25 protein-coding genes and 1 pseudogene are annotated in these 24845 nt (G+C 70.9%); 13 read left to right on the top strand and 13 right to left on the bottom strand.

Going from position 1 to position 24845, the window contains the following annotated elements:
* Positions 1–10 precede the first annotated feature (10 nt).
* The 7 genes from N8I87_RS25110 to N8I87_RS25140 all read left to right on the top strand — a co-directional run bounded on the left by N8I87_RS25110 (position 11) and on the right by N8I87_RS25140 (position 6933).
* Positions 11–1717, top strand: a complete 1707-nt coding sequence (locus N8I87_RS25110; protein ID WP_263216646.1) for an ABC transporter ATP-binding protein — start codon at positions 11–13, stop codon at positions 1715–1717.
* The gene (locus tag N8I87_RS25115) at positions 1714–2832 is read left to right on the top strand and encodes an ABC transporter permease (RefSeq protein ID WP_263211943.1); all 1119 of its coding nucleotides are present in this window, start codon (positions 1714–1716) and stop codon (positions 2830–2832) included. The genes N8I87_RS25110 and N8I87_RS25115 overlap by 4 nt, the downstream gene beginning before the upstream one ends.
* Positions 2832–4094, top strand: coding sequence for an ABC transporter permease (locus N8I87_RS25120; RefSeq protein ID WP_263211944.1), 1263 nt, complete (start codon positions 2832–2834; stop codon positions 4092–4094). Before N8I87_RS25115 ends, N8I87_RS25120 begins: the two co-directional genes overlap by 1 nt.
* Positions 4091–4492, top strand: coding sequence for a cytidine deaminase (locus N8I87_RS25125; protein ID WP_263211946.1), 402 nt, complete (start codon positions 4091–4093; stop codon positions 4490–4492). Before N8I87_RS25120 ends, N8I87_RS25125 begins: the two co-directional genes overlap by 4 nt.
* A 74-nt stretch (positions 4493–4566) precedes the next feature.
* Positions 4567–5850 carry a thymidine phosphorylase gene (locus tag N8I87_RS25130; RefSeq protein ID WP_263211947.1) on the top strand — a complete coding sequence of 428 codons (1284 nt, stop codon included), beginning with the start codon at positions 4567–4569 and terminating at the stop codon, positions 5848–5850.
* Positions 5851–5945: 95 nt separating this feature from the next.
* Positions 5946–6530 carry a Uma2 family endonuclease gene (locus N8I87_RS25135; protein ID WP_263216648.1) on the top strand — a complete coding sequence of 195 codons (585 nt, stop codon included), beginning with the start codon at positions 5946–5948 and terminating at the stop codon, positions 6528–6530.
* A 16-nt stretch (positions 6531–6546) separates the two neighbouring features.
* Positions 6547–6933, top strand: coding sequence for an STAS domain-containing protein (locus N8I87_RS25140; protein ID WP_263211949.1), 387 nt, complete (start codon positions 6547–6549; stop codon positions 6931–6933).
* On the opposite strand, the gene N8I87_RS25145 is transcribed toward N8I87_RS25140, so the two are convergent.
* A complete protein-coding gene (locus tag N8I87_RS25145; RefSeq protein ID WP_263211951.1) occupies positions 6817–7830 on the bottom strand; it encodes a sigma-70 family RNA polymerase sigma factor in 1014 nt (337 codons plus the stop codon). The genes N8I87_RS25140 and N8I87_RS25145 overlap by 117 nt on opposite strands.
* A 150-nt stretch (positions 7831–7980) precedes the next feature.
* Entirely contained in the window at positions 7981–9282 is a 1302-nt protein-coding gene (locus N8I87_RS25150; protein ID WP_263211953.1) for an MFS transporter, read from the bottom strand.
* 63 nt (positions 9283–9345) lie between these two features.
* Here N8I87_RS25150 and N8I87_RS25155 point away from each other — a divergent pair, with 63 nt between their 5' ends.
* Positions 9346–10305: a LysR family transcriptional regulator gene (locus N8I87_RS25155; RefSeq protein WP_263211955.1), complete on the top strand. Its 960-nt coding sequence runs from the start codon at positions 9346–9348 to the stop codon at positions 10303–10305.
* Positions 10306–10308: 3 nt separating this feature from the next.
* On the opposite strand, the gene N8I87_RS25160 is transcribed toward N8I87_RS25155, so the two are convergent.
* Positions 10309–11073, bottom strand: coding sequence for an alpha/beta hydrolase (locus N8I87_RS25160; RefSeq protein ID WP_263211956.1), 765 nt, complete (start codon positions 11071–11073; stop codon positions 10309–10311).
* Between the two features lie 113 nt (positions 11074–11186).
* On the opposite strand from N8I87_RS25160, the gene N8I87_RS25165 reads away from it, so the two are divergent.
* Together N8I87_RS25165 and N8I87_RS25170 are read left to right on the top strand one after the other, a co-directional pair.
* Complete coding sequence (locus N8I87_RS25165; protein ID WP_263211958.1) at positions 11187–12350, top strand: adenosine deaminase; 1164 nt, start codon at positions 11187–11189, stop codon at positions 12348–12350.
* 163 nt (positions 12351–12513) lie between these two features.
* On the top strand, positions 12514–12867 hold the full coding sequence (locus N8I87_RS25170; RefSeq protein ID WP_263211960.1) for an ATP-binding protein: 354 nt from the start codon (positions 12514–12516) through the stop codon (positions 12865–12867).
* A gap of 93 nt (positions 12868–12960) precedes the next feature.
* On the opposite strand, the gene N8I87_RS25175 is transcribed toward N8I87_RS25170, so the two are convergent.
* The 5 genes from N8I87_RS25175 to afsQ1 form a co-directional block, all read right to left on the bottom strand.
* Positions 12961–13161, bottom strand: a complete 201-nt coding sequence (locus N8I87_RS25175) for a PspC domain-containing protein (protein WP_263211962.1) — start codon at positions 13159–13161, stop codon at positions 12961–12963.
* Between the two features lie 186 nt (positions 13162–13347).
* Positions 13348–13899, bottom strand: a complete 552-nt coding sequence (locus N8I87_RS25180; RefSeq protein ID WP_263211963.1) for a VanZ family protein — start codon at positions 13897–13899, stop codon at positions 13348–13350.
* 93 nt (positions 13900–13992) lie between these two features.
* Positions 13993–14595 (bottom strand): hypothetical protein, encoded by a 603-nt coding sequence (locus tag N8I87_RS25185; RefSeq protein WP_263211965.1) that lies wholly within the window; start codon positions 14593–14595, stop codon positions 13993–13995.
* Positions 14592–16169, bottom strand: a complete 1578-nt coding sequence (locus N8I87_RS25190) for an ATP-binding protein (protein WP_263211967.1) — start codon at positions 16167–16169, stop codon at positions 14592–14594. The genes N8I87_RS25185 and N8I87_RS25190 overlap by 4 nt, the downstream gene beginning before the upstream one ends.
* A complete protein-coding gene (gene afsQ1 / locus N8I87_RS25195) occupies positions 16166–16843 on the bottom strand; it encodes a two-component system response regulator AfsQ1 (RefSeq protein ID WP_263211969.1) in 678 nt (225 codons plus the stop codon). The genes N8I87_RS25190 and afsQ1 overlap by 4 nt, the downstream gene beginning before the upstream one ends.
* Positions 16844–17084: 241 nt before the next feature.
* Here afsQ1 and N8I87_RS25200 point away from each other — a divergent pair, with 241 nt between their 5' ends.
* On the top strand, positions 17085–17843 hold the full coding sequence (locus N8I87_RS25200) for a SigE family RNA polymerase sigma factor (protein ID WP_263211971.1): 759 nt from the start codon (positions 17085–17087) through the stop codon (positions 17841–17843).
* Positions 17844–18026: 183 nt separating this feature from the next.
* On the opposite strand, the gene N8I87_RS25205 is transcribed toward N8I87_RS25200, so the two are convergent.
* Positions 18027–18662, bottom strand: a complete 636-nt coding sequence (locus tag N8I87_RS25205) for a uridine kinase family protein (RefSeq protein ID WP_263211972.1) — start codon at positions 18660–18662, stop codon at positions 18027–18029.
* A 149-nt stretch (positions 18663–18811) separates the two neighbouring features.
* On the opposite strand from N8I87_RS25205, the gene N8I87_RS25210 reads away from it, so the two are divergent.
* Positions 18812–19216: a hypothetical protein gene (locus tag N8I87_RS25210; RefSeq protein WP_263211973.1), complete on the top strand. Its 405-nt coding sequence runs from the start codon at positions 18812–18814 to the stop codon at positions 19214–19216.
* Between the two features lie 92 nt (positions 19217–19308).
* Here N8I87_RS25210 and N8I87_RS25215 read toward each other — a convergent pair whose 3' ends face one another.
* From N8I87_RS25215 to deoC, 3 genes are read right to left on the bottom strand one after another with little or no spacing between them, the layout of a single operon-like run.
* Complete coding sequence (locus N8I87_RS25215; protein WP_263211974.1) at positions 19309–20235, bottom strand: aldehyde dehydrogenase family protein; 927 nt, start codon at positions 20233–20235, stop codon at positions 19309–19311.
* On the bottom strand, positions 20228–21658 hold the full coding sequence (locus tag N8I87_RS25220) for an aldehyde dehydrogenase family protein (protein ID WP_263211976.1): 1431 nt from the start codon (positions 21656–21658) through the stop codon (positions 20228–20230). Before N8I87_RS25220 ends, N8I87_RS25215 begins: the two co-directional genes overlap by 8 nt.
* A gap of 6 nt (positions 21659–21664) precedes the next feature.
* Entirely contained in the window at positions 21665–22630 is a 966-nt protein-coding gene (gene deoC / locus N8I87_RS25225; RefSeq protein ID WP_263216650.1) for a deoxyribose-phosphate aldolase, read from the bottom strand.
* 113 nt (positions 22631–22743) lie between these two features.
* On the opposite strand from deoC, the pseudogene N8I87_RS25230 reads away from it, so the two are divergent.
* A pseudogene (locus N8I87_RS25230) lies at positions 22744–23432 on the top strand (PH domain-containing protein).
* A 51-nt stretch (positions 23433–23483) separates the two neighbouring features.
* Here N8I87_RS25230 and N8I87_RS25235 read toward each other — a convergent pair.
* Positions 23484–24674 carry a hypothetical protein gene (locus N8I87_RS25235; protein WP_411577282.1) on the bottom strand — a complete coding sequence of 397 codons (1191 nt, stop codon included), beginning with the start codon at positions 24672–24674 and terminating at the stop codon, positions 23484–23486.
* Positions 24675–24845 lie beyond the last annotated feature (171 nt).

Consider the following 24845-nt stretch of genomic DNA (forward strand, 5'->3'; position numbering starts at 1 on the left):
AGAGTGCGCCATCGACGCGTCCAGCAGCCCTCCGCTCACCGCAGAGTCGACAGTCGCGGTCGAGCTGGCGGGGATCACCAAACGATTCCCCGGTGTCGTGGCCAACCACGACATCCACCTGACTGTCCGAAAGGGCACCGTCCACGCCCTCGTCGGCGAGAACGGCGCCGGCAAGTCGACGCTGATGAAGATCCTCTACGGCATGCAGAAGCCGGACGAGGGCACTATCGCGATCAACGGCGAGCAGGTCACCTTCTCGTCGCCCGCCGACGCCATCGCCCGTGGCATCGGCATGGTCCACCAGCACTTCATGCTGGCCGACAACCTGACCGTCCTGGAGAACGTGGTGCTGGGCAGCGAGAAGCTGTACGGCATCGGCGGCGGCGCCCGCAAGAAGATCAAGGAGCTCTCCGACCGCTACGGCCTCGGTGTCCGCCCCGACCTCCTTGTCGAGGACCTCGGCGTCGCCGACCGCCAGCGCGTCGAGATCCTCAAGGTCCTCTACCGCGGTGCCCGGACCCTGATCCTCGACGAGCCGACCGCCGTGCTCGTCCCGCAGGAGGTCGACGCGCTCTTCGACAACCTGCGTGAGCTCAAGGCCGAGGGCCTCTCCGTCATCTTCATCTCGCACAAGCTGGGCGAGGTGCTCTCCGTGGCCGACGACATCACCGTCATCCGCCGCGGTACGACGGTCGGTACGGCGATCCCCTCCGAGACCACCTCGCGCCAGCTCGCCGAGATGATGGTCGGCAGTGAGCTGCCCACCCCGGAGACCGCCGAGTCGACGGTGACCGACCGGTCCGTCATCGAGGTCAAGAACCTCACCGTGTACGCCCGCGGCGGCGCCTCCCTCGGCGAGGCCGGCGCGCAGCCCGAGACCGCCACGGCCGGCTCGGCCGGTGCGTCGGCGGGCGCCGATGTCCTCACCGAGGCCACCTCCCCCGGCCAGGCCAAGCGCGCCCTCGACGACGTCACCTTCACCATCCACGCCGGTGAGGTCATGGGCATCGCCGGTGTCGAGGGCAACGGCCAGACCGAGCTCATCGACGCGCTGATCGGCCTGAAGAACGCCGACTCCGGCTCCGTCCACTTCCTCGGCGAGGACATCACCCCCTGGTCCACCCGCAAGCGCCGCGAGTCGGGCGTCGGCTACATCCCCGAGGACCGCCACCGCCAGGGTCTGCTCCTCGAGGCCCCGCTGTGGGAGAACCGCATCCTCGGCCATGTCACCGAGCGGCCCAACGCCAAGGGCTTCTGGCTGGACCCCAAGGGCGCCCAGGCCGACACCCGCCGGATCGTCGAGGAGTTCGACGTCCGCACCCCGGGCATCGACGTCACCGCGGCGTCCCTGTCCGGCGGCAACCAGCAGAAGCTGATCGTCGGCCGCGAGATGAGCCACGACCCCAAGTTCCTGATCGCCGCCCACCCCACCCGCGGTGTGGACGTCGGCGCCCAGGCGCAGATCTGGGACCGCATCCGCGAGGCCCGCCGCGAGGGCTTGGCCGTGCTGCTGATCTCCGCCGACCTGGACGAGCTGATCGGCCTGTCGGACACCCTGCGCGTGATCTACGACGGCAGGCTGGTCGCGGATGCCGACCCCGCCACCATCACGCCGGAGGAACTGGGCTCGGCCATGACGGGCGCCGCGTCCGGCCACCTGGAACACGTAGAGACCACCACCGACGAAGACGCCGGTCCGGAGGACGAGGCCCGATGAAGAAGTTCGACAAGGAGCGCATGCTCCTCGCGGTGGCCGGCCCGGTCATCGCGCTCGTCCTCGCGATCGTGCTGACCTCGGTCGTGCTGCTCGCCTCGGGCAAGAACCCGGTCGAGCCGTACACGCTGATGCTGGAGCAACTGCCGTACTCGGACGTCCAGGTCCTGATCATCAACCAGGCGTCGCTGTACTACATCGCCGCCATCGGTGTCGCCCTCGGCTTCCGGATGAACCTGTTCAACATCGGCGTCGACGGCCAGTACCGCCTCGCCGCGGTGATGACCGCCATCGTCGGCGCGCACCTCGCCCTGCCGGGCTTCCTGCAGGTCCCGGTGCTGCTGCTGGTCGCCATGTGCACCGGCGCCTTCTGGGCCGGCATCGCGGGCGTCCTGAAGGTCACCCGGGGCGTCAGTGAGGTCGTCGCGACGATCATGCTGAACGCGATCGCCACCAGCGTGATCGGCTACGTCACCCTCACCAGCGTGTGGGGCGTGCAGGTCGGCAACAACGCGACGACCGGCGTCATGCACAAGTCCGGCTGGGTCCCCGGTATCAACCTGGGCTCCGACGTCGGTGAGATCTACGGCCTGGTCTTCCTCGCGATCCTGCTGGGCGTCCTGTACTGGCTGGTCCTCAACCGCACCCGCTTCGGCTTCGACCTGCGCGCCACCGGCGCCTCCGAGACCGCCGCCGCGGCCTCCGGCGTCAGCGCCAAGCGCATGGTGCTGGTCTCCATGCTGATCTCCGGCGCGGTCGCGGGCCTGGCCGGTCTGCCGCTGCTGCTCGGCGAGAGCCACACCTACAGCCTGAGCTTCCCGACGGGCCTCGGCTTCACCGCCATCGGCATCGCCCTGCTCGGCCGCAACAACCCGGGCGGCATCGCGTTCGCCGCCCTCCTGTGGGCCTTCCTCGACAAGGCCTCGCCCGCCCTCGACTACGCGACCCCCGAGGCGTACCCGAAGGAGATCGCCACGATCATGCAGGGCCTGATCGTCTTCGCGGTCGTCATCTCGTACGAGTTCGTCCGCCAGTGGGGTCTGCGCCGCCAGCAGAGCAGGGTCGGCGCCGAGCTGGCCGCCGCCGCCCGCAACACCAACAAGGAGGTGGCGGCCTGATGAGCACCGCGACCATCGCCAAGCCGCAGGCGAAGCGGCCCGCCCCGGGAAGCCGCCGTCTCTCCCTCCCGGTACTCCTGCTGATCATCGCGGGCGTGCTGGTCCTGACCTCCGCCGTCCGCCTCATCACCGGCGCCGACGGCATCACCTCGACCGGCCAGATGTCCACCGCGCTGCGCCTCGCCGTGCCGATCGGCCTCGCCGGTCTCGGCGGCCTGTGGTCGGAGCGCTCCGGCGTCGTCAACATCGGCCTCGAGGGCATGATGATCCTCGGCACCTGGTTCGGCGCCTGGGCCGGCTACCAGTGGGGCCCGTGGGCCGGTGTCGTCCTCGGTGTCGTCGGCGGTGCCCTCGGTGCCGTCCTGCACGCCATCGCCACGGTGACCTTCAACGTCAACCACATCGTCTCCGGTGTGGCCCTGAACATCCTGGCCCTCGGCACCACCCGCTATCTGTCGAAGTTCACCTTCGAGAACGCCCCGCAGGGCTCCTCCAAGCAGTCCCCGCCGATCGACTCGCTGGGCTCCTTCGACATCCCGGGACTGTCCGACTGGCTGAACACGCTCAACGAGAAGCACTGGTTCGTGGTCTCGGACATCGCCGGCCTGGTCGGCGGTCTGGTCACCGACCTGTCGCCGCTCACCGTCATCGCGGTCGCCCTCGTCCCGCTCACCTGGTGGGTGCTGTGGCGCACGGCCTTCGGTCTGCGGCTGCGCTCCTGCGGCGAGAACCCGGTGGCGGCCGAGTCCCTCGGTGTCAACGTCTACAAGTACAAGTACATCGCGGTGATCATCTCGGGTGCCTTCGCCGGCCTCGGCGGCGCGTTCCTGTCCATCGTGGCCTCGAACGTCTACCTGGACGGCCAGACCGCCGGCCGCGGCTACATCGGTCTCGCCGCGATGATCTTCGGCAACTGGATGCCGGGCGGCCTCGCCCTCGGCGCGGGACTGTTCGGCTACACCGACAGCCTCAACCTGCGCGGCGGTACGGTGAACGTGCACGCGCTGATCCTGCTGCTCGCGATCCTGCTGGTGTTCGGCGCGGCGTACCTGGCCTGGAAGAAGAAGTTCGTCCCGGCCGTCGTCACCGTCGTGATCTCGGCGCTGATGTTCCTCTGGTACGCCACCACGAACGAGGTCCCGCGCCAGCTCGTCACGGCGACGCCGTACATCGTCACCCTACTGGTGCTCTCCCTGTCCGCGCAGAGCCTGCGGATGCCCAAGGCGGACGGCCTGCCGTACCGGAAGGGACAGGGCAAGTGACCTCGGCCGGCGACTTCGACTGGGAGGCGCTGCGTGGAGAGGCCCGCGAGGCCATGTCCCACGCGTACGCCCCGTACTCCGGCTTCCCGGTCGGTGTCGCGGCCCTGGTGGACGACGGGCGCGTCGTCACCGGCTGCAACGTCGAGAACGCCTCGTACGGCATCAGCCTGTGCGCCGAGTGCGGGCTGGTGTCCCAGCTCGTGCGCACGGGCGGCGGCCGGCTGACGCACTTCACCTGTGTGGACGGCACGGGTGGCCTGCTCGTCCCGTGCGGCCGCTGCCGCCAGCTGCTGTACGAGTTCGGCGGGCCGAACCTGCTGGTGGACACCCCGGAGGGCGTGCTGCCGCTCTCCGCGATGCTCCCGCAGGCCTTCGGCCCGGACCATCTCAGCAAGTAACTCCACCGCGGCCCCTCCGAGCAGATCCGACCGGAGGGGCCGCGTGCTTCGCACCTCCGGAAGGAACGCACGCCATGGCCATGGACGCCATCTCCGTCATCCGCACCAAGCGGGACCGCGGTGAACTCAGCGACGAGCAGATCGACTGGGTCATCGACGCGTACACGCGCGGCGAGGTCGCCGACGAGCAGATGTCGTCGCTCGCGATGGCCATCCTGCTCAACGGCATGAACCGCCGTGAGATCGCCCGCTGGACTGCGGCCATGATCGCCTCCGGCGAGCGCATGGACTTCTCGTCCCTGTCCCGTCCGACCGCGGACAAGCACTCCACGGGCGGCGTCGGCGACAAGATCACGCTGCCGCTGGCGCCCCTGGTCGCGGCCTGCGGCGCGGCGGTCCCGCAGCTGTCGGGCCGTGGCCTCGGCCACACCGGCGGCACGCTGGACAAGCTGGAGTCGATCCCCGGCTGGCGCGCCCTGCTCTCCAACGAGGAGATGCTGCACGTCCTCGACACCACGGGCGCGGTCATCTGCGCGGCGGGCGACGGCCTCGCGCCCGCCGACAAGAAGCTGTACGCCCTGCGGGACGTCACCGGCACGGTCGAGGCGATCCCGCTGATCGCCTCCTCGATCATGTCGAAGAAGATTGCCGAGGGCACCGGCTCGCTGGTCCTGGACGTGAAGGTCGGCACGGGCGCCTTCATGCGGACGCTCGCTGATGCGCGGGAACTGGCGTCCACGATGGTGGGCCTCGGCACCGACCACGGCGTCAGGACGGTCGCCCTCCTCACGGACATGTCCACCCCGCTCGGCCTCACGGCGGGCAACGCCCTGGAGGTCCGCGAGTCGGTCGAGGTCCTGGCGGGCGGCGGCCCGGCGGACGTGGTCGAGCTGACGATCGCGCTCGCCCGCGAGATGCTCGACGCCGCCGGTGTGAAGGACGCGGACCCGGTCAAGGCCCTGGCCGACGGCTCGGCGATGGACGTCTGGCGCCGCATGATCGCGGCCCAGGGCGGCGACCCGGACGCCGCGCTGCCCACGTCGAAGGAACAGCACGTGATCAAGGCCCCGTCCTCGGGCGTCCTGACCCGCCTCGACGCCTACGACATCGGCATCGCCGCCTGGCGCCTCGGCGCGGGCCGCGCCCGCAAGGAGGACCCGGTGCAGGCGGGCGCCGGCATCGAGATGCACGCCAAGCCCGGCGACACGGTGACCGAGGGCCAGCCCCTCCTGACCCTGCACACGGACACCCCCGAACGCTTCGACTACGCGCTCCAGGCGGTAGAGGGTTCCTACGACATCGCAGCCCCCGGCACGGAGTTCTCGGCGAGCCCGGTGGTGCTGGAACGTATCGCCTGACCTGGGGTTTCCTCTTTCGGGTGAACGGGATCGGTGGACCGCTGCCGGTCCCGTTCGGCATGCTGGGATCGGTGACGCACCGATTGGAGACCGCCATGGGCGCACTCACCGTGAGCCAGGACCCCGAGCAGAGCTGGGACGACCTCGTCCGGTTCTGGGAGGAGATGGAATGGCCCGAGGGCAGCAAGGTGGAGATCATCGAGGGGATCATCACCGTGTCACCTGCTCCCGCGTTTGGCCACAACGTGATCGCGGCTCGCATCCAGCGTCGCCTCTACTCAGTGATTCCCGAGGACTGGGAAATCTTCCAGACCCTGGCGATCGCCGTGCCTTCGCGTCTGGGCATGCTCATCCCGGACCTGGTGGTGACTCCGGTGCCGGAACACCCGGAGGCGGACTCCCACATCCCTGCCGCGCTCGCCGAACTCGTCGTCGAGGTGACCTCCAAGTCCAACGCCCGCCACGACCGCGTCAGCAAGCCCGCCGCCTATGCCACCGCGGGCATTCCGCTGTACCTCCTCGTCGACCGCTGGGCCCCCGATGGCCCGACCGTGACGCTCTACGGAGAGCCCAAGGGCGACGTCTACCGCCCCCTCAGCACCGCCAAGTTCGGCGAGGCCATCAAGCTCCCCGCTCCCTTCGACGTCGTCATCGACACCAGCGAGTTCCCGGCCGAGTAGGACTCATCACGCCCCGATGAGTTGGCCCCGCCCGCCCGGTCTACAGCACGTGGACGCTAAGACACCCCCCGTACTCGTGCTGCCCGGCCCCGTCGCGAAAGGCGAGGTGAGCGGGCTCTGTGATGACGTGCGGGCGCTGCTGGAAGGCACCGGAGCCGGGGTCGTCGTATGTGATGTGGGTGGGCTCGGGCCGCCCGGGCTCGGGGTCGTGGATCTGCTTGCCCGGCTGGAGCTGGCCGCGCGGCGGGCCGGGGGGCGGATACGGCTGCGGGATGCCGATCCGGCGCTACCTGCCCTCCTCGACCTCGTCGGGCTCCGCTTCGAGGTGGAGGGGCAGGCCGAACAGCGGGAACCAGCGCTTCGTGTCGAGGAAGAAGTGGAACCCGGTGAGGCGGCCGTCTGATATTTCCAGGACCTGGATGGACCAAGGGGTGAAGCCGCCCGCCTCCGGGTCCGGCTTGTACTGGGCGAAGCCGGGCAGGCCGTTGACCTCGACCGGCAGCAGCCGGGAGCCCGCGCAGGCGGAGCCCAGGGTCGTCATGAAGCCGGTGATGTCGTCGAGGCCGGTCAGCCACAGGTCGAACGGCGGCATCGTCATGACCGCGTCCTCGTGCAGCAGCGCCGTCAGCGCCGTCATGTCGTACCCCTCGAACGCCTTCACATAGCGCTCCAGGAGCCTTTGCTGCTCCTCGTCCAGCGGGTCCGACACCGCCGCCCCGGCACCCCTGTCCTCCCGCTCCGCGAGCGTCGCCCGCGCCCGCTGCAGCGCGCTGTTGACCGAGGCCACCGTGGTGCCCAGCAGCTCGGCGACCTCGCTCGCCCTCCAGGCCAGCACCTCGCGCAGGATCAGCACCGCCCGCTGCTTGGGCGGCAGGTGCTGCAGGGCCGCCATGAAGGCGAGCCGGATCGACTCCTTGGCGACGGCCGTCTCCGCCGGGTCACCGGCCGTGGGCAGCACGCGCGCGTCCGGCACCGGCTCCAGCCAGGTGTTGTCCGGACGAGGGGAGAGGGCCGCCTGCGCCAGGGGCGTCGAGTCCGACAGATCCACCGGCCTCGCCCGCTTGTTGCCCGCCGTCAGCATGTCCAGGCAGACGTTCGTCGCGATCCGGTACAGCCACGAGCGGAGGCTCGAGCGGCCCTCGAACTTGTCGTAGCTCCGCCAGGCCCGGACCAGGGTGTCCTGTACCGCGTCCTCGGCCTCGAAGGCGGAGCCGAGCATGCGGTAGCAGTAGCCGGTCAGCTCGGTGCGGTGCTTCTCCAGTGCGACGTCGAGGTCCGTCGTCGCCGTGCCGTTGCCCATCGTCCACCCACCCCTGTGGCTGTTCCTGTGCCGCGCCTTCGCGCTCCAGCACTTCGGAAGCTACCGCAGGCCACTGACAATGGCCCCTGGGGCGGGTAAAGGGCCAGGTCAGCGATTTGGCTCACCCCGAGGCCCCGTTGCCGGAGCGGTTCAGTGCGCGACGGCCGGTTCCCGGCGCACCGCCACCCGGGCCGCCCGCGATCCGAGCACCGTGATCGTCACGACGCCGAGCACCGCCAGGACACCCACGCCGACCGTCCCGGCCCAGCCGCCCGCGTGGAAGGCCATCGCGCCCACCGTGCTGCCGGCGCTGGAGCCGACGTAGTACGCGGACTGGTAGAGAGCGGCGGCCTGGGCGCGGCCCTCGGTGGCCGTCCTGCTGACCGCCGAGGACGCCACCGCGTGGCCCGCGAAGAAGCCCGCCGTGATCAGGACCAGGCCCAGCAGCACCAGCGGGAACGAGTCGGCCAGGGACAGCAGCAGGCCCGCCGCCGTCGTACCGGCGGCCAGATAGAGCGCGCCGCGGCGGCCCAGGCGGCCGACCAGCCGCCCCGCCGTCGACGCGGAGACCGTGCCGACCAGATACACCAGGAAGATCGAGCCGACGATGCCCTGCGGCAGCCCGAACGGCTCCTGCGTCAGGCGGTAGCCGATCACCGTGTACACACCGCCGAACACCGTCATGAACAGCGCGCCGATCGCGTACAGCCGGCGCAGCAGCGGGTCGGACAGATGGTCGCGGACCGTGTCGGCGAGCACGCGTGGGCGCAGCGAGCCCGCCGTGAAGTGCCGCGGGGCCGGCAGGAGCAGACGGAAGGCCACTGCGCAGCCGACCGCGATCACGCCGATCACACCGACGGCCACCCGCCAGCCCCACTCCTGCGCCACCCAGCCGGTGATGACCCGGCCGCTCATCCCGCCGATGCTGTTGCCCGCGACGAACAGCCCGATCGCCGTGACCAGGGCCCTGGGCCGGACCTCCTCGGCCAGGTACGCCGTCGCCGACGCCGGGAGCCCGGCCAGCGCCGCGCCCTGCAGCGCCCGCAGCACCACCAGCGCGCCGATCGAGGGCGCGAAGGGGACCAGCATGCCCACGGACACCGCGACCGCAAGCGAGGCCGTCATGACCGTACGGCGGCCGAAGCGCTCCGACAGCGCGCTCATCGGCAGGACGAACAGCGCCAGGCCGCCCGTCGCGGCGGCCACCGTCCAGCTCGCCTCGCCGGCCGCCACCCCGAACTCGCCGGAGATCAGCGGCAGCAGCGCCTGTGTGGAGTAGAGGAGCGCGAAGGTCGCGACACCCGCGAGGAACAGGGCGAGGCTCATCCGGCGGTAGCCGGGGCCGCCCGGGGCCATGCGGGAGTCGGGAGCGGAAGCCGTACGGGAGTCGGAGGCGGAGACGGACGGGACGGCGCCCACGACGGTGGACGCCCCGGTACTGGCGGGAGACATGCCTCGAAGCTACGTACGGCCCGACTCATCCGTCCAATGCACGGACTCGTCATAATCGTTCCTATGGTGCATCAGCAGAGGTCACAGTCCCGCCTGTCACCGTCCAGTGACACAGAAGACATGGCCGACATGGCGCGGCTGCTCGCCCCACGCCTCGCCTACTTCGCCGCGGTCGCCCGCACCGAGCACGTCACCCGGGCCGCGCAGGAGACCCAGGTCCCGCAATCGACCCTGTCCCGGGCCATGGTCCGTCTCGAACGCGACCTGGGCGTCGACCTGTTCGCCCGCCGCGGCCGTACCGTCTCCCTCACCCCGGCCGGCCGCACCTTCCTCACCTCCGTCGAACGCGCCCTCGCCGAGATCGAGCGCGCCGCCGACGAGGTCCGCGCCGACGCGGACGCGGGCACCGGCAAGGTCGCCTTCGGCTTTCTGCACACCATGGGCGCCGAGACGGTCCCCGGCCTTCTCCACGCCTTCCGCGCCGACCATCCGCGCGTCCGCTTCAGCCTCGTCCAGAACTACGGCGAGGCGATGCTCGAAGGCCTGCGGGCGGGCGAACTGGACCTGTGTCTGACCTCCCCGGTCCCGGACGCCCCCGACCTGGTGGCCCGCCGCCTGGACGAGCAGAAACTCCGGCTGGTCGTCCCCGCCGACCACCCGCTGTCCGGCCGCAGACGCATCCGCCTCGCCGAGGCGGCCGACGAAACCTTCGTCACCCTGGAGGCCGGCTACGGCCTGCGCCGCATCACCGACGACCTGTGCCGCGAGGCCGGCTTCAAGCCGCGGGTCGCCTTCGAGGGCGAGGAGGCGGAGACCCTGCGCGGTCTGGTCGCGGCGGGCCTCGGCGTCGCCCTGCTGCCCCCGCCGCCCTTCCCCCGCCCCGGGGTGGTGGAGCTGACGGTCACGGCTCCGCGGGCGGTACGGGAGATCGGCGTGGCATGGCTGGACGGCCATCCGGACACACCTCCGGTGGCCGCGTTCAAGAAGTTCCTGCTCTCGAAGCGGGGCAACCTGCTCGCCTGAGCGTCACGCCCGGTGCAACGACCGTCCGAACCCCACGGCCAGCGGCATCCGCAGCCCCAGGGGCGGCGGAGCGGCCAGCGCGTCCTCCACGGGGCGGGAGAGCGGATGCCCGAACAGCGCGCCCATCACGAAGTCCGAGGCGAGGGCGTGCACCTCGTCGCGGTACTGGTGCAGCGCGTGTCCGTCCGCGTGCACCTCGAACCGGCACACCTCCCGGTTCGCCTTCTTCGCCCGCGCCGCCAGCCGGAACGACAGCTCGGGATCGGTCCGCTCGTCATTGGTGCCGTGCACGATCAGCACCCGGCGTCCCGCGAGCTGCTTCACGGGTTCCGGCGCGGCCGCGACATCGTCCTCCGGCAGCCAGGGGGCGATCGCCACCACGGAGTTGACCGCCTCGTGCCCGCTCGCGCGCAGCGCCGCCCGGCCGCCCATCCCCACGCCGACCAGGCAGACGGGGACGTCGCCGTAGCGCCGCAGGACCTCGTCCACGGCCCAGGCCGCGTCCGCCGCCAGATGCGCCTCGCTGCCGTTCCAGCCGCGATAGCGATAGTGGACGACATGAGTAGCCAGCCCCTCGGCGCGCCCCGCGCGCGCGAGTGTCCTGCCGAGGGAGCGGACGGAGGCCGTCGCCCATACGGAGGACGGCTTTCTGGCCGAGACCTCCTCACCGCCGGGGAGCAGCAGCGCCACCCCGCTCACCGCCGTCGGCTCCTGGCCGACTGCCCTTCCCAGCCTGGCCGTTCGCACCGGCGCCGATTGGTGTGCCATGACAGAACAGTGTCAGAAATAAGGGTGTACGCGACCCGTCCGTGGGGTCACTGTTACGTATCGACGAATTCGTACACCGAGCCGTCTACGCGCGTAGGCGTTAGAGTGCGGAAATGACGAGCCAGACTGCCCAGACTGGGAACGTCCCGACGCCGGACCAGATCCGCCGGGCGCCCAAGGTTGTGCTGCACGATCATCTCGACGGCGGTCTCCGTCCCGGGACCGTCGTCGACCTGGCCCGGGAAACGGGCTACTCCCAGCTCCCCGAGACCGATCCCGACAAGCTCGGCGTCTGGTTCCGCGAAGCGGCCGACTCCGGCTCCCTGGAGCGGTACCTGGAGACCTTCTCGCACACCGTCGGCGTGATGCAGACCCGCGACGCGCTGGTCCGGGTCGCCCGTGAGTGCGCCGAGGACCTCGCCGAGGACGGGGTCGTCTACGCCGAGGTGCGCTACGCGCCCGAACAGCACCTGGAGGGCGGGCTCAGCCTCGAAGAGGTCGTCGAGGCCGTCAACGAGGGCTTCCGGCAGGGGGAGCGGCTCGCCCGGGAGGGCGGCCACCGCATCCGGGTCGGCGCCCTGCTCACCGCGATGCGGCACGCGGCCCGCTCCCTGGAGATCGCCGAACTCGCCAACCGCTACCGCGACCTGGGCGTCGTCGGCTTCGACATCGCGGGCGCCGAGGCCGGCTACCCGCCCACCCGGCACCTCGACGCGTTCGAGTACCTCAAGCGCGAGAACAACCACTTCACCATCCACGCCGGTGAGGCCTTCGGGCTGCCGTCCATCTGGCAGGCCCTCCAGTGGTGCGGCGCCGACCGGCTCGGGCACGGGGTGCGCATCATCGACGACATCCAGGTCCACGAGGACGGCTCCGTGAAGCTCGGACGGCTCGCCTCGTACGTACGCGACAAGCGCATCCCCCTGGAGCTGTGCCCGAGCTCCAACCTCCAGACCGGAGCCGCTGCCTCGTACGCCGAACACCCCATCGGGCTGCTGCGCCGGCTGCACTTCCGGGCCACCGTGAACACGGACAACCGTCTGATGTCCCACACCAGCATGAGCCGGGAATTCGAGCACCTCGTCGAAGCATTCGGTTACACGCTCGACGACATGCAGTGGTTCTCCGTCAATGCGATGAAATCAGCGTTCATTCCTTTCGATGAACGGCTGGCCATGATCAATGACGTCGTCAAGCCGGGATATGCCGAGCTGAAATCCGAATGGCTGTTCCAGCAAACCGCCTCCACCAGCGGTTCTGTCGATTCCGAGGACTGATCGGAGGCAGGCGGGGTGCACGGAATGCGGACGGGTTTCACCATCCGTCCGCATTTCGGTGTTTGCGGCGGGTGGCCCGGCGTGTTTACGGTCGTGGACCGCTCGGAACGTTTCTTGATTCCTCGTCATCGCATTCGTCATCGCATTCAAGGACGCATTCACCATGAAGCAGTCTGCTGTCAAGACCCTCGGTGTCGCCGCCCTCGGTGCCGCCTTCGCTGCCGTGGGCGCCGGCGCGGCCAACGCGGCCCCGGCCGTCCCGGACGCCACCCAGGCCCTGGACGGCGTCACCAAGACGCTGCCGGCCGAGAACGTCGGCAAGGCACTGCCCGGCGCCGGTGAGGCGCTCACCCAGGGCCAGGCCGTGGTCGGCACGGGCCTGGCCGCCGCCCAGCCGGCCGCCGAGCGGGTGCTCGCCCAGGGCCCGACCGCGCCGGTCAAGGGTCTCCTCGGCGGTCTGCCGCTGCAGGGGCTGCCCACGCACGGCCTGCCGGTGAACGGGATCCCGCTCGGCTGACCACCACCGAACCCCCACACGCGGCTGGGGCGCACCCGGAGCGTCCGGGGCGCCCCAGTGGCGTTTACGGGGCGGGGGAGCGGGGGCGGGAGCTCACCAGGCCGTCCGTGCCTTGTCCTCCGACGGGAACAGGATCCACAGCGCTATGTAGAGCAGGAACTGCGGCCCCGGCAGCAGACAGGACACCAGGAAGATCACCCGCATCGTCGTCGCGGAGGTACCGAAGCGCCGTGCCAGCGCGGCACAGACTCCGCCGATCATGCGGCCGTGGGTGGGGCGGGCGAGGGAGTTCATGTCGGCGTGCGCTCCTTTTGATGGCTCGGTCGCCTGCGGGGCGCCTCCGGTGCGCCCCTTCGGCTCCTTCGCGGCCGGCGCGTCGGGAAAGGGGGCGTTGGTGGGCCCTGGCTGTTGGTCGGTGTGGGCTGGTTGGCTGCCCAACTGTCGACAACGTTACGGAGATGAAGCGGACAAGGGGTCGCTCTATGGGGCGATCCCGACCCTGGGAATCGTCGGGGTGCGACCCTGAGGTGCCTCCTCCTGGAGGACTGTCGTGCGGCTTGTCCGCTTGTCCCTGCGGCGGAGCCAGGCGCGGCCCGCCGGGACGACGGCGAGGTGGGCCAGTGCCACGCCCGCCGTGTTCAGCAGGAGTGAGTCGACGTCGACCACCCGGCCGGGTACGCCGGTCTGCAGCAGGGCGATGCCGAGCGAGATCAGGGTGCCCGCGGCCGACGTACGGATCAGGGAGGCGAGCGGGGAGACGGTGAGCCTGCCGTGGACCGCCGGCAGCAGCACGCCCAGCGGCGCCAGCAGCCCGAGGCCCTCGCCGATCCGTCTGGCCGCCTCGGGCCAGCCCAGCGCCAGGTCGGCCCGGATGCCGGCGAACGGGCGCAGATTGGCGGGCATCACCCAGGGGACGTCCAGCGGCCGCAGCATGAGCCAGGCGACGAATGCCAGATGCGCGACGAGGAGGACACCTCCCGTCGCACGGATGCGGATTGCGGCACTGCCGCCGATGGAGCCTTGACGCTGCACGCCCCCCTAGACGCACCCGTGTGCACGATCGGTTCCGGATCCGTCACGCGCGCGTGCATGAGGCCTCCCACACACCAGGGGTTCGGCCGGCCGTCAGGCCGCCGTCACCTCGCTGGAGGGCGGCTGCGTGGTGCCCGGCCGGGAGCGGACGTCGTCGGTGCACTCGTACCGGCGCAGCGGCTGGTTGCCCGGTCCGCCCAGGATCACCGAGCCGTCGCCCTCGGCCGCCGCCGAGTCGGAGAACGTGCAGACGATCTGGGCGAGGGCGTACGAGGTGAGCTCCTCCGGTGCCGTGCTCAGCCGCAACGTGTCCTCGGGGTCCTTGGGGCGCGGGCCGCTCACGCTCATCCCGCCGTGGACGTACGTCGTGTACCCCGCGTCCCGCTCACTGGGCGAGGGCGTCTCGGCGAGCTGGTCCAGCAGTCCCTGTGCCACGATCACCCGGCGCCTGGCGTCGGGGGTGCCGTCCGGGACGCGCACCGACCGGTCCACGGTGACCAGCGACGCCCGGCACAGCAGGAAGACCTGCACGGGCACCCCCTGCGAGGACTGGGCCGACAGGTCCGGCTCGGCCAGCGAGCACGGCACCCGCGAGGGCGCCGCGCCGAAGTCGGTCGGCACCTCGGTGGCCCGGATGCCGCACCCGGTGAGCACTGCGGCGAGGAGCGGGAGTGCCAGCAGGCGTCGAGCGTTCATGACGCCTCCTCCTTGGAACCGTCGGACGGGCCGCCCTTGTCGTCGTTCTCCTCGGTGAGCCGCGAGGCGTCCCTGGGTAGCCGCAGTGTGAACACCGCGCCGCCCTCGGGCGAGTTGGCGGCGGTGATCGTGCCGCCGTGGATATGGGCGTTCTCCATGGCGATGGACAGCCCGAGACCGCTGCCCTCGGAGCGCGGGCGGGAGGCGCTCGCCTTGTAGAAGCGGTCGAAGACGTGCGGCAGGACGTCCTCGGGGATACCGGGACCGTGGTCCCGTACGGCGATGACCAGCTGGTCGTCGGCGATGCGCACCGACACCCGCACCGGTGAACCGCCGTGCTTGAGGGCGTTGCCGATCAGGTTGGCGAGGATGACGTCCAGGCGCCGGGGGTCGAGACGGGCGTGGATGCCGCGCTCGGCGTCCAGCTCCACCGCGTCCAGCCAGGCGCGGGCGTCGATGCAGGCGGTGATCTGGTCGGCGATGTCGACGTCGTCCAGGACCAGCCGGGCGGTGCCCGCGTCGAAGCGGGTGACCTCCATCAGGTTCTCGACGAGGTCGTTCAGCCGCCGGGTCTCGCTCACCACCAGCCGTACGGCGGGCTCGATCATCGGATCCATGCTCCCGGCCTCCGAGTCCAGCTCCTCCTCCAGCACCTCCGTGACGGCGGTGATGGCGGTGAGCGGCGTACGGAGCTCGTGGGACATGTCGGCCACGAACCGCCGGGACGAGTCGTCCCGCGCGGCCATGTCGGCGACCCGTTTCTCCAGCGCCTCGGCCGCCTTGTTGAACGTCCGCGACAGATCAGCCAGTTCGTCGGTGCCCGACACCCTGAGCCGGGTGTCCAGCTTGCCCTCGCCGAGCCGCCGGGCGGCGACCCCGAGCCGGTGCACCGGCTTGAGCACGGTCGTCGCGGCGGCCTGCGCGAGCAGCGCCGAGCCGATCAGCGCGAGGCCGGTGGCGATACCGAGCGACCAGGCGAGGGAGTTGAGGTCCTTCGCCTCCGGCTCCAGGGACTTCACCATGTAGCCGGTGGGACCGCCGCCGATCACCTTCGTACCGGCCACCAGATAGGGGGTGCCGTGCTCGACGACCCGCTGCCAGTACAGGTGGTACGGCGACGTGTTGCTGCCCGTCACCTCCTGCTGCTTGTTCACCGCGGCGCGCAGCGACTTGGGCACGTCCTCCAGCGCGAACCCGTTCAGGCCGCCGGAGTTGCCGTACACCGTCTTGCCGTTCGCGTCCTCGCCGACCAGCAGCACGCTGAAGCGCTGGCTGCTGGTGGCCATCTGGCCCGCGGTGCGCTGCAGTTCGTCCTGGGTGGGGTGCACGGGCAGCGCGCCCGCGCGGTTCTGCATCTCCTGCTGGAAGTCGCGCAGCACCGCGTCCTGGGTACGGGTGAGCACGGCCTCCCGGTTGAGCCAGTAGGCGATGCCCGACGCCGACACGGCGGCCGTCAGCGCCACCAGCCCGAAGACCACGACCAGACGCAGCCGCAGACTGGTGAAGCGCAGCCGTGACACGGTTCCCTTACGACCCGCGGCCCAGCCGCGGATACCCCCTTGCGCGTCGGTCACTGAGGCGTGTCCAGGCGGTAGCCGACACCACGCACGGTACGGATCAGCGTCGGGGACGACGGCACGTCCTCCACCTTGGCGCGCAGCCGCTGCACGCACGCGTCCACCAGCCGGGAGTCACCCAGGTAGTCGTGCTCCCACACCAGCCGCAGCAACTGCTGCCGGGACAACGCCTGGCCGGGCCGCCGGCTCAGCTCCAGGAGCAGCCGCAGCTCGGTCGGCGTGAGCTGCAGGTCCTCGCCGTTCTTGGTCACGGTCATCGCCGAGCGGTCGATGACGAGGCTGCCGAAGGTCGCCGAGTCGCTGGACTCCCGTTCCCCGCGCCGCAGCACGGCCCGGATCCGGGCGTCCAGCACACGGCCCTGCACGGGCTTGACGACATAGTCGTCGGCGCCGGACTCCAGCCCGACCACCACGTCGATGTCGTCGCTGCGCGCGGTCAGCAGAATGATCGGCAGCTGGTCCGTGCGCCGGATGCGCCGGCACACCTCGAACCCGTCGATGCCCGGCAGCATCACATCCAGCACGATCAGGTCCGGTCGCTGCTCGCGCAGCAGTTTCAGTCCGTCCTCACCGGTGGCAGCGGTGGCCACACGGTGTCCCTGGCGCGTCAGTGAGAGCTCCAGGGCCGTGCGGATGGCGTCGTCGTCCTCGATCAGCAACAGGGAAGGCACGGGGCTCATTCTGGCCCATGGAGGGGCGTTCGTACGAGCCGTGGGGCCGGGAGCTGCCCGGAATCCCGCTACCGCCACCACCTGTGCACATTCCGTGATTCCTCTGTGGCCGACCCCTGTGACAGGTCTGTGACAGTCGGCGGACACGGCCATGAAGGTCCCCGGGCAAGCTTTTCGGCACAGGCAAGGAAGCAATGCCGAAGCCAGACCGAACACCGGAAGTCCACGACGGGGGCGCGAGATGAACACGCTGCACAGCATGAGCACCAGCGCAGTGATCACGCGTCTGCACGACGTGAACCGGGGTTCCGAGAAGTCCGGTGCCGTGAGCGGGCGGGGGTGCGCTCGCGGCGCCGGGCGTCAGCACACCACGTTCATGTCGGTGGTTGACGCTCATACGGGGGGAAGCAGCACGGGGGTCACGGGGGCCCACGGGGGAACCGCGTACAGGGAGGACACGGGGGAGCGCCGCTCGCTGACGGAGGCGGAGTTCACCGCCTACGTCCAGGAGCGCCGCGCCTCCCTGTACGCGACCGCCTATCACCTGACCGGTGACCGCTTCGAGGCCGAGGACCTGCTGCAGAGCGCGCTGTTCTCGACGTACCGGGCGTGGGACCGGATCAGCGACAAGGCGGCGGTCGGCGGGTATCTCCGCCGCACCATGACGAACCTGCACATCAGCGCCTGGCGGCGCCGCAAGCTCAACGAGTACCCGACCGAGGAACTGCCGGAGACGCCCGGCGACACGGACGCGATGCGCGGCACGGAACTGCGCGCTGTCCTGTGGCAGGCGCTGGCCCGGCTGCCCGAACTCCAGCGCACCATGCTGGTCCTGCGCTACTACGAGGGCCGCACGGACCCGGAGATCGCGGAGATCCTCGACATCAGTGTCGGCACGGTGAAGTCCAGCATCTGGCGCTCGCTGCGCCGGCTGCGCGAGGACGAGGTCCTCAGCTTCGGCCGTGACGAGGAGAACGCCTTCGGCGAGTTGGTCGCCTGAAGGTCGGAGGGGAACGGGGAAACCGGGGGTCCGGGGGGACTCACGGGGGAAGTACCGGGGGAAGTACGGGGGAGCTCCACCACGGGGGACGCGGGGGAGCGCAGGAAAGCGGGACTGGAGGGCCGGGGGGTCCGTCCAGTCCCGTTTCCGTGTGTACGGCTCCTGCGCTCGGTCAGGCCACGGCTAGGCCGCCGTCTGCGCCCGCACCTGCCGCCTCGCCGACGCGGCCGCCAGCCTGCCCAGTGCCTCGTCACGGTCGCAGGAGTGGGCGCCCAGTGACACCTGGCGGGTGACGATCGACCGCTCCGCGCGCATCAGCCGCCAGCCGCGGCGCAGCAGGAACGGCACCGACTTGCGGCCCTCCTTCAGGTCCCGCAGGAAGCGGCGCCGGAAGGTGGTGAACGGCCCGCGGTTCAGACACAGGGCGTCGGCCAGGAGGCCCAGCTCACGACAGCGCTCCACGATCTCGGCGGCGAAGATGCCCTCCGCGATGAACAGCGGGGTGCGCTCGATGCACAGCGTTTCCTCGCCGGTCCGCGCGCTTTGCGAGATGTCGTACACCGGTACGGTCGTCGATCCCGTGGCGCACAGCCGCGCGATGGCCTCGACCGCGACGTCCGCGTCCCAGGACAGCGGATGGTCCCAGTCGATGTCCGAACTCCCCTCCACCAGCGGCAGTGTCGGGTCGTCGCCCTCCTTGTAGAAGTCGTCGAGGCGCAGCACGGGAAGCCCGGAACGGGCGGCGACGAGTGACTTGCCCGAGCCCGAGGGGCCGCACAGCAGCACCACACGGGCGGGAGACGGAGGATGAATGCTCACGGAACACCAGTTTGACGCATGGCAAGCGTCCTGCCGACCCCACGGGTCGGCTTTGGAACGTGCGTCACACAACAATTGAGTGTGCGTCGCGGCTCAACTACCCTCTGTGTCGACTCGATTACCTTGTGCACCGGAAGGCGGCACCAGCAATGGCCCGACACGCGTCCCCCCACAACCCGACCGCGCGGCGCGCCCTGATCGCGCTCGCGACCGCCGGAGCGGCCCTGGGGGCGGGCGCGGCGACGGCGTCCGCCGCGGGCCCGCTCGTCGACTTGCCGTCGCGGTCCACCTCGCTCGGCAACGTCGACCCGGCGGAGGGCGCGCAGAGCCTGACCGGCACGCTGGGCTACGCCCTCGGCCCGGTCGCCGGCCTCAAGCCGAACCCCCTCGCGGGCACCGGCGCCGACCCGCTCGACAACGGAGTCGGCACCCAGCTCGCCGACTTCAAGCCCATCACCTCGAGGGCCCTGACCGGCCCGGTGGCACAGGCGGACTCCCTCGGCGCGGTACCCGTGGTGGGTCAGGCGACGAAGCTGCTGGGCGGACTGGGCTGACGTCTCCATGACGAGGAGAGCCGTGCCGCCCCCGGACGGAGGGGTGGCGCGGCTCTCGGTCTGTGTGTGGGCTCAGTACGACTCGGCACGGCTCAGTACGACGAGCCCGAGGCGCCCAGTGATCCCGTCGGGTGCCAGACCGTCTTCGTCTCCAGGAACGCCGTCATGCGGTCGATGCCCGGCGTGGTCGAATAATCCACAGGCTGTGGACGAAGTACGCGCTTCAGGTTGTCGGCCGCCACGATCTCCAGCTCCTTCGCCAGGGTCTCGTCCGCGCCCGCGAGGTCGATCGCGTTGACGTCCTGGTGCGCGGCGAGCGGCGTGGCGATCTCCGCCGTACGGCCGGAGAGGACGTTGACGACACCGCCGGGCAGGTCGGAGGTGGCCAGCACCTCGCCCAGGGAGAGGGCCGGGAGCGGGGACTTCTCCGACGCCACGACCACCGCCGTGTTGCCCGTCGCGATCACCGGGGCGATCACCGAGACCAGACCGAGGAAGGACGACTCCTGGGGGGCCAGGACCGTGACCACGCCAGTCGGTTCGGGGGAGGAGAGGTTGAAGAACGGGCCCGCGACCGGGTTGCCGCCGCCCACGACATGGGCGATCTTGTCGGTCCAGCCCGCGTACCACACCCAGCGGTCGATCGCGGCGTCCACCTGCGCCGCGGCCTTGGCCTTGGACAGGCCCTCCGCGTCGGCGACCTCCCGGACGAACTGCTCCTTGCGGCCCTCCAGCATCTCCGCGACGCGGTAGAGGATCTGGCCGCGGTTGTACGCCGTCGCGCCGGACCAGGCACCGAACGCCTTGCGCGCCGCGACCACCGCGTCGCGGGCGTCCTTGCGCGACGAAAGCGGTGCGTTCGCCAGCCAGTTGCCCTTGCCCGCCGCGCCAGCGGCTGATGTCCGCGTCGTCACCTCGTACACCCGGCCGCTCTCGGAACGCGGGAACTTCCCGCCGACGTACAGCTTGTAGGTCTTGAAGACGGAGAGTCGCTCAGTCTTTTCGGTCTTGTCAGACATCGAGGTACGCCTCCAGGCCGTGGCGGCCGCCCTCGCGGCCGAAGCCCGACTCCTTGTAGCCGCCGAAGGGCGAGGTCGGGTCGAACTTGTTGAACGTGTTGGACCAGACGACGCCCGCACGGAGCTTGCCGGCCACGGCGAGGATCCGCGAACCCTTCTCCGTCCAGATGCCCGCCGACAGGCCGTACTGCGTGTTGTTGGCCTTGGCGACGGCCTCGTCGGGCGTACGGAAGGTGAGGACCGACAGCACCGGGCCGAAGATCTCGTCGCGGGCGACGGTGTGCGCCTGGGTGACGTTCGTGAACAGCGTCGGGGCGAACCAGTAGCCGGAGGTCGGCAGTTCGCAGGCCGGGGACCAGCGCTCGGCGCCCTCCGCCTCGCCCTGCTCGACGAGCGTGGTGATGCGGGAGAGCTGCTCGGCGGAGTTGATCGCGCCGATGTCGGTGTTCTTGTCCAGCGGGTCGCCGAGGCGCAGCGTGGCCAGGCGGCGCTTGAGGGAGTCCAGCAGCTCGTCGTGGATCGACTCCTGGACGAGGAGCCGGCTGCCCGCGCAGCACACCTGGCCCTGGTTGAAGAAGATGCCGGTCACGATGCCCTCGACGGCCTGGTCGATCGGGGCGTCGTCGAAGACGATGTTGGCGCCCTTGCCGCCCAGTTCGAGGGTGAGCTTCTTCTGGGTGCCGGCGACCGTGCGGGCGATCTCCTTGCCCACGGCGGTGGAGCCGGTGAAGGCGACCTTGTTCACGTCCGGGTGCGCGACCAGCGCCGCGCCCGCGTCGCCGTACCCCGGAAGGATGTTGACGACGCCCTTGGGCAGGCCCGCCTGGCGGCAGATGTCCGCGAAGAACAGCGCCGACAGGGGCGTGGTCTCGGCCGGCTTGAGGACGACCGTGTTGCCGGTCGCCAGCGCCGGGGCGATCTTCCACGCCAGCATCAGCAGCGGGAAGTTCCAGGGGATGACCTGGCCCGCGACGCCCAGCGGACGCGGGTCGGCACCGAAGCCGGCGTGGTCGAGCTTGTCCGCCCAGCCCGCGTAGTAGAAGAAGTGCGCGGCGACCAGGGGGAGGTCGGCGTCGCGGGTCTCCTTGATCGGCTTGCCGTTGTCCAGCGTCTCCAGGACGGCCAGCTCGCGGCTGCGCTCCTGGATGATCCGCGCGATGCGGAACAGGTACTTGGCGCGCTCGGAGCCGGGCAGCGCGGACCACTTCTCGAACGCCTTGCGGGCGGCCCTGACCGCGCGGTCGACATCCGCCTCGCCGGCCTGGGCGACCTCGGAGAGGACCTCCTCGGTCGACGGGCTGACCGTCTTGAAGACCTTGCCGTCGGCGGCCTCGGTGAACTCGCCGTCGATGAACAGGCCGTACGAGGGCGCGATGTCGACGACCGAGCGGGACTCGGGTGCGGGTGCGTAATCGAAAGCCATGGGGGATCAGTCCACCGTCACGTAGTCGGGGCCGGAGTAGCGGCCGGTGGCCAGCTTCTGGCGCTGCATCAGCAGGTCGTTCAGCAGCGAGGAGGCGCCGAACCGGAACCAGTGGTTGTCCAGCCAGTCCTCGCCGACGGTCTCGTTGACCAGGACCAGGAACTTGATGGCGTCCTTGGTGGTGCGGATGCCGCCGGCGGGCTTCACGCCGATCTGGATGCCGGTCTGGGCACGGAAGTCGCGGACGGCCTCCAGCATGAGGAGGGTGTTCGCGGGGGTCGCGTTGACGCCGACCTTGCCGGTCGAGGTCTTGATGAAGTCGGCCCCGGCCAGCATCCCGAGCCAGCTCGCCCGGCGGATGTTGTCGTACGTGGACAGCTCGCCGGTCTCGAAGATGACCTTCAGGCGGGCGGACGTCCCGCAGGTCTCCTTCACGGCGGTGATCTCGTCGTACACCTTCATGTAGTGGCCCGCGAGGAACGCCCCGCGGTCGATGACCATGTCGATCTCGTCGGCGCCCGCGGCGACGGCGTCACGCACGTCGGCCAGCTTCACGTCGAGGGCGGCGCGGCCGGCCGGGAAGGCGGTGGCGACCGAGGCGACCTTGACGTCCGGAACTCCGCCGGCGGCAAGGATCGCCTCCTTGGCGACGGCCACCATGTCGGGGTAGACGCACACGGCCGCCGTGGTCGGGGTCGTACGGTCCGTCGGGTCGGGATGGACCGCCTTGGCGCCGAGGGCCCGGACCTTGCCCGGGGTGTCCGCGCCTTCCAGCGTCGTCAGGTCGACCATCGAGATGGCGAGGTCGATGGCGTACGCCTTCGCGGTGGTTTTGATGGAGCGGGTGCCGAGGGAGGCGGCGCGCGCCTCCAGGCCCACCGCGTCGACGCCGGGCAGCCCATGGAGGAAGCGGCGCAGCGTGCTGTCGGACGCGGTGACGTCAGCGAGGGCAGCGGGTGCAGTAATGGGCATGGTCACCAGACGAGCATATCTACGCGCGTAGCGGCTGTATACCCCCGGGTGCTCATCGTGTGCTTCGCGACCACGTATGAGCACGATCGGCGGCGTCGGGCAGAATCGGGAGCATGACGACCCCGGACCACCAGTCACCCGCGCCACAGCCTCCGGTGCCCACCGCGAAGGACCGGATCTACCGCTCGCCCATGGGGATCGCGGGCGGTGTGATGCTGCTCGCCATCGTCTTCTGGCTCGGCGTCGACGCGCTGACCAGGGGGCACGGCCACACGCCCTGGCTGGCGCTGGCCACGCTGATCCTGCTGATCCCGCTGGTGGTCGCCTTCACCCTGCGCCCGGCCGTGTTCGCCAACGAGGACCGGATCCGCATCCGCAACCCCCTCCGCGTGATCACCGTGCCCTGGGGCGAGGTCGCCGCCCTGCGTTCCGGATACTCCAACGAGGTCGTCGCCAAGTCCGGTACCAAGTACCAGCTCTGGGCCGTCCCCGTCTCCCTCCGGGCCCGTAAGAAGGCCGCGCGACACCAGGACCGGGCCGCCACGGAGGCGCGCGGGGCGGCAGACCGGGGGCGTCGGCGCGCGGCGGCCTCGGCTTCGGCGGGGCGCGCGACAGCGTCGCTGCGAGCGGCCCGACCCGCGCGCAGACCGACCAGGTCATGGACGACCTCCGTCAGCTCCAGGAGAGCCACGAGCAGGCGGAGACGGCACAGGGCGAGATCACGGTCCGCTGGGCGTACGAGATCGCGGCGCCCGCGGTGGCCGGGGCGGTGCTGCTGGTGATCCTGCTGGCGGTGTGGTGAGCCGACGGCGGGCTTGAGGGTTCACAGCGACATGGCCGCGGCCGGTCCGGTTCAGGGCGCGCTCGGCCACACCAGCAGCATGTACGCGCCGCAGTACGCCGAGACCGCCACTGCCGCCGTCAGCGCCAGCGCACGGTGGCGCCGGGAGGCGCGGGACAGATGCAGGGCGAGCGGGAGGAGCAGTGGGAAGGCGGGGAGCAGGAAGCGGGCGCGCGGGAAGTAGACGCCGCCGCTGCCCAGGGCGATCGTCAGCAGGACGCCGGTGAACACCAGCAGCGGCAGCGGCTGCCGGTCCCACACCGACAGCGCGAACAGCACGGCGGACACCAGCAGCGTGACGGTCACCATGATCAGGAACAGCTCGGGTGTGGAGTCCCGCCCGAACAGCTCCCGCAGCCGGCGCAGGGTCTCCCGGCCGCCGTCCAGCTCGTTGTGCCACAGCCGCTGTACGGCGAAATAGCCGCCCCAGCGGCCCAGGCGCAGGCCCACCCAGCCGACGTACGCGCACCAGCCCAGCGGAGCCAGCAGGGCGCCCGCGAGCGCACGGGCCGAGAAGCCGCGGCGCAGGGCGAGCAGCGCGGCGACGGCGACCGCGGCCGCCACCGCGACACCGGTCGGCCGGGTCAGCCCGGCCAGACACGCGCCCGCACCGGCCCACAGCCAGCGCCGGCCGAGCACCGCGTACAGCGTCCAGGCCGCGAACGCCGTGAACGGCGACTCGGTGTACCCCATCCACTGCACCAGCCCGACCGGAAACGCGGCCCACAGCGTGGTGAGCAGGATCCCGACCCGGCGGCCGTGCAACCGCTCGCCCACCGCGAACACGCCCCAGGCCGCGAGGAACGAGGCGACGACCGCGATGCCCAGCCCGGTACTGGCCCGGCTGCCGGGCGTGACGGCGGCGACGGCCTTCACCAGCAGCGGGTAGAGCGGGAAGAAGGCGAGGTTGTTCGAGTCGTACGCGGTGCCCAGCACGCGCGCGTACCCGTGGTCCGCGATCCCGAGGTACCAGCGGGCGTCCCACTGCGTCGCCAGCATGGGCCAGATGCCGTGATGCCGGCGGTGCGCCCACAGGGCGAGGAACAGCAGCCCCGTGAGCCGTACGGCGAGAAAGGCGCCGAGGGCGGGAGCCGCGAGCCGGAGGCTGCGCGCCAGCCGTGGTCGGCCGGGGTTCGGGGTGGGGGGTCGCCGGCTGCCCGGGATGTGCCCGCGAGGGGCGGTGTCGGGGGCGGTGGAGGACACGGCGGCGGCTCCGGTGCTCGGCGGGCGGTACCGGTTCACCGTCCCCCGGGGGCGCGGCCGGGTACGGAGCGTGCGTCAGCTGTCGCCGCTAAATCACCCGATGGGGTGCCCCCGGCCAGGGGCACCCCATCGGGTGGAACAGGCGTGGCGCCAAGGGCCGCGGCCGCGGCT

The sequence above is a fragment of the Streptomyces sp. HUAS 15-9 genome (assembly GCF_025642155.1).
In the GTDB taxonomy this organism is placed as follows: Bacteria; Actinomycetota; Actinomycetes; order Streptomycetales; family Streptomycetaceae; genus Streptomyces.

Bases quoted from the DNA above. Each gene is read 5' to 3' on its own strand.
- N8I87_RS25115 (WP_263211943.1), top strand. From the start codon at position 1,714: ATGAAGAAGTTCGACAAGGAGCGCATGCTCCTCGCGGTGGCCGGCCCG.
- N8I87_RS25120 (WP_263211944.1), top strand. From the start codon at position 2,832: ATGAGCACCGCGACCATCGCCAAGCCGCAGGCGAAGCGGCCCGCCCCG.
- N8I87_RS25130 (WP_263211947.1), top strand. From the start codon at position 4,567: ATGGCCATGGACGCCATCTCCGTCATCCGCACCAAGCGGGACCGCGGT.
- N8I87_RS25135 (WP_263216648.1), top strand. From the start codon at position 5,946: ATGGGCGCACTCACCGTGAGCCAGGACCCCGAGCAGAGCTGGGACGAC.
- N8I87_RS25140 (WP_263211949.1), top strand. From the start codon at position 6,547: ATGAGTTGGCCCCGCCCGCCCGGTCTACAGCACGTGGACGCTAAGACA.
- N8I87_RS25145 (WP_263211951.1), bottom strand. From the start codon at position 7,830: ATGGGCAACGGCACGGCGACGACGGACCTCGACGTCGCACTGGAGAAG.
- N8I87_RS25150 (WP_263211953.1), bottom strand. From the start codon at position 9,282: ATGTCTCCCGCCAGTACCGGGGCGTCCACCGTCGTGGGCGCCGTCCCG.
- N8I87_RS25155 (WP_263211955.1), top strand. From the start codon at position 9,346: ATGGTGCATCAGCAGAGGTCACAGTCCCGCCTGTCACCGTCCAGTGAC.
- N8I87_RS25160 (WP_263211956.1), bottom strand. From the start codon at position 11,073: ATGGCACACCAATCGGCGCCGGTGCGAACGGCCAGGCTGGGAAGGGCA.
- N8I87_RS25165 (WP_263211958.1), top strand. From the start codon at position 11,187: ATGACGAGCCAGACTGCCCAGACTGGGAACGTCCCGACGCCGGACCAG.
- N8I87_RS25170 (WP_263211960.1), top strand. From the start codon at position 12,514: ATGAAGCAGTCTGCTGTCAAGACCCTCGGTGTCGCCGCCCTCGGTGCC.
- N8I87_RS25175 (WP_263211962.1), bottom strand. From the start codon at position 13,161: ATGAACTCCCTCGCCCGCCCCACCCACGGCCGCATGATCGGCGGAGTC.
- N8I87_RS25185 (WP_263211965.1), bottom strand. From the start codon at position 14,595: ATGAACGCTCGACGCCTGCTGGCACTCCCGCTCCTCGCCGCAGTGCTC.
- N8I87_RS25200 (WP_263211971.1), top strand. From the start codon at position 17,085: ATGAACACGCTGCACAGCATGAGCACCAGCGCAGTGATCACGCGTCTG.
- N8I87_RS25210 (WP_263211973.1), top strand. From the start codon at position 18,812: ATGGCCCGACACGCGTCCCCCCACAACCCGACCGCGCGGCGCGCCCTG.
- N8I87_RS25215 (WP_263211974.1), bottom strand. From the start codon at position 20,235: ATGTCTGACAAGACCGAAAAGACTGAGCGACTCTCCGTCTTCAAGACC.
- N8I87_RS25220 (WP_263211976.1), bottom strand. From the start codon at position 21,658: ATGGCTTTCGATTACGCACCCGCACCCGAGTCCCGCTCGGTCGTCGAC.
- deoC (WP_263216650.1), bottom strand. From the start codon at position 22,630: ATGCCCATTACTGCACCCGCTGCCCTCGCTGACGTCACCGCGTCCGAC.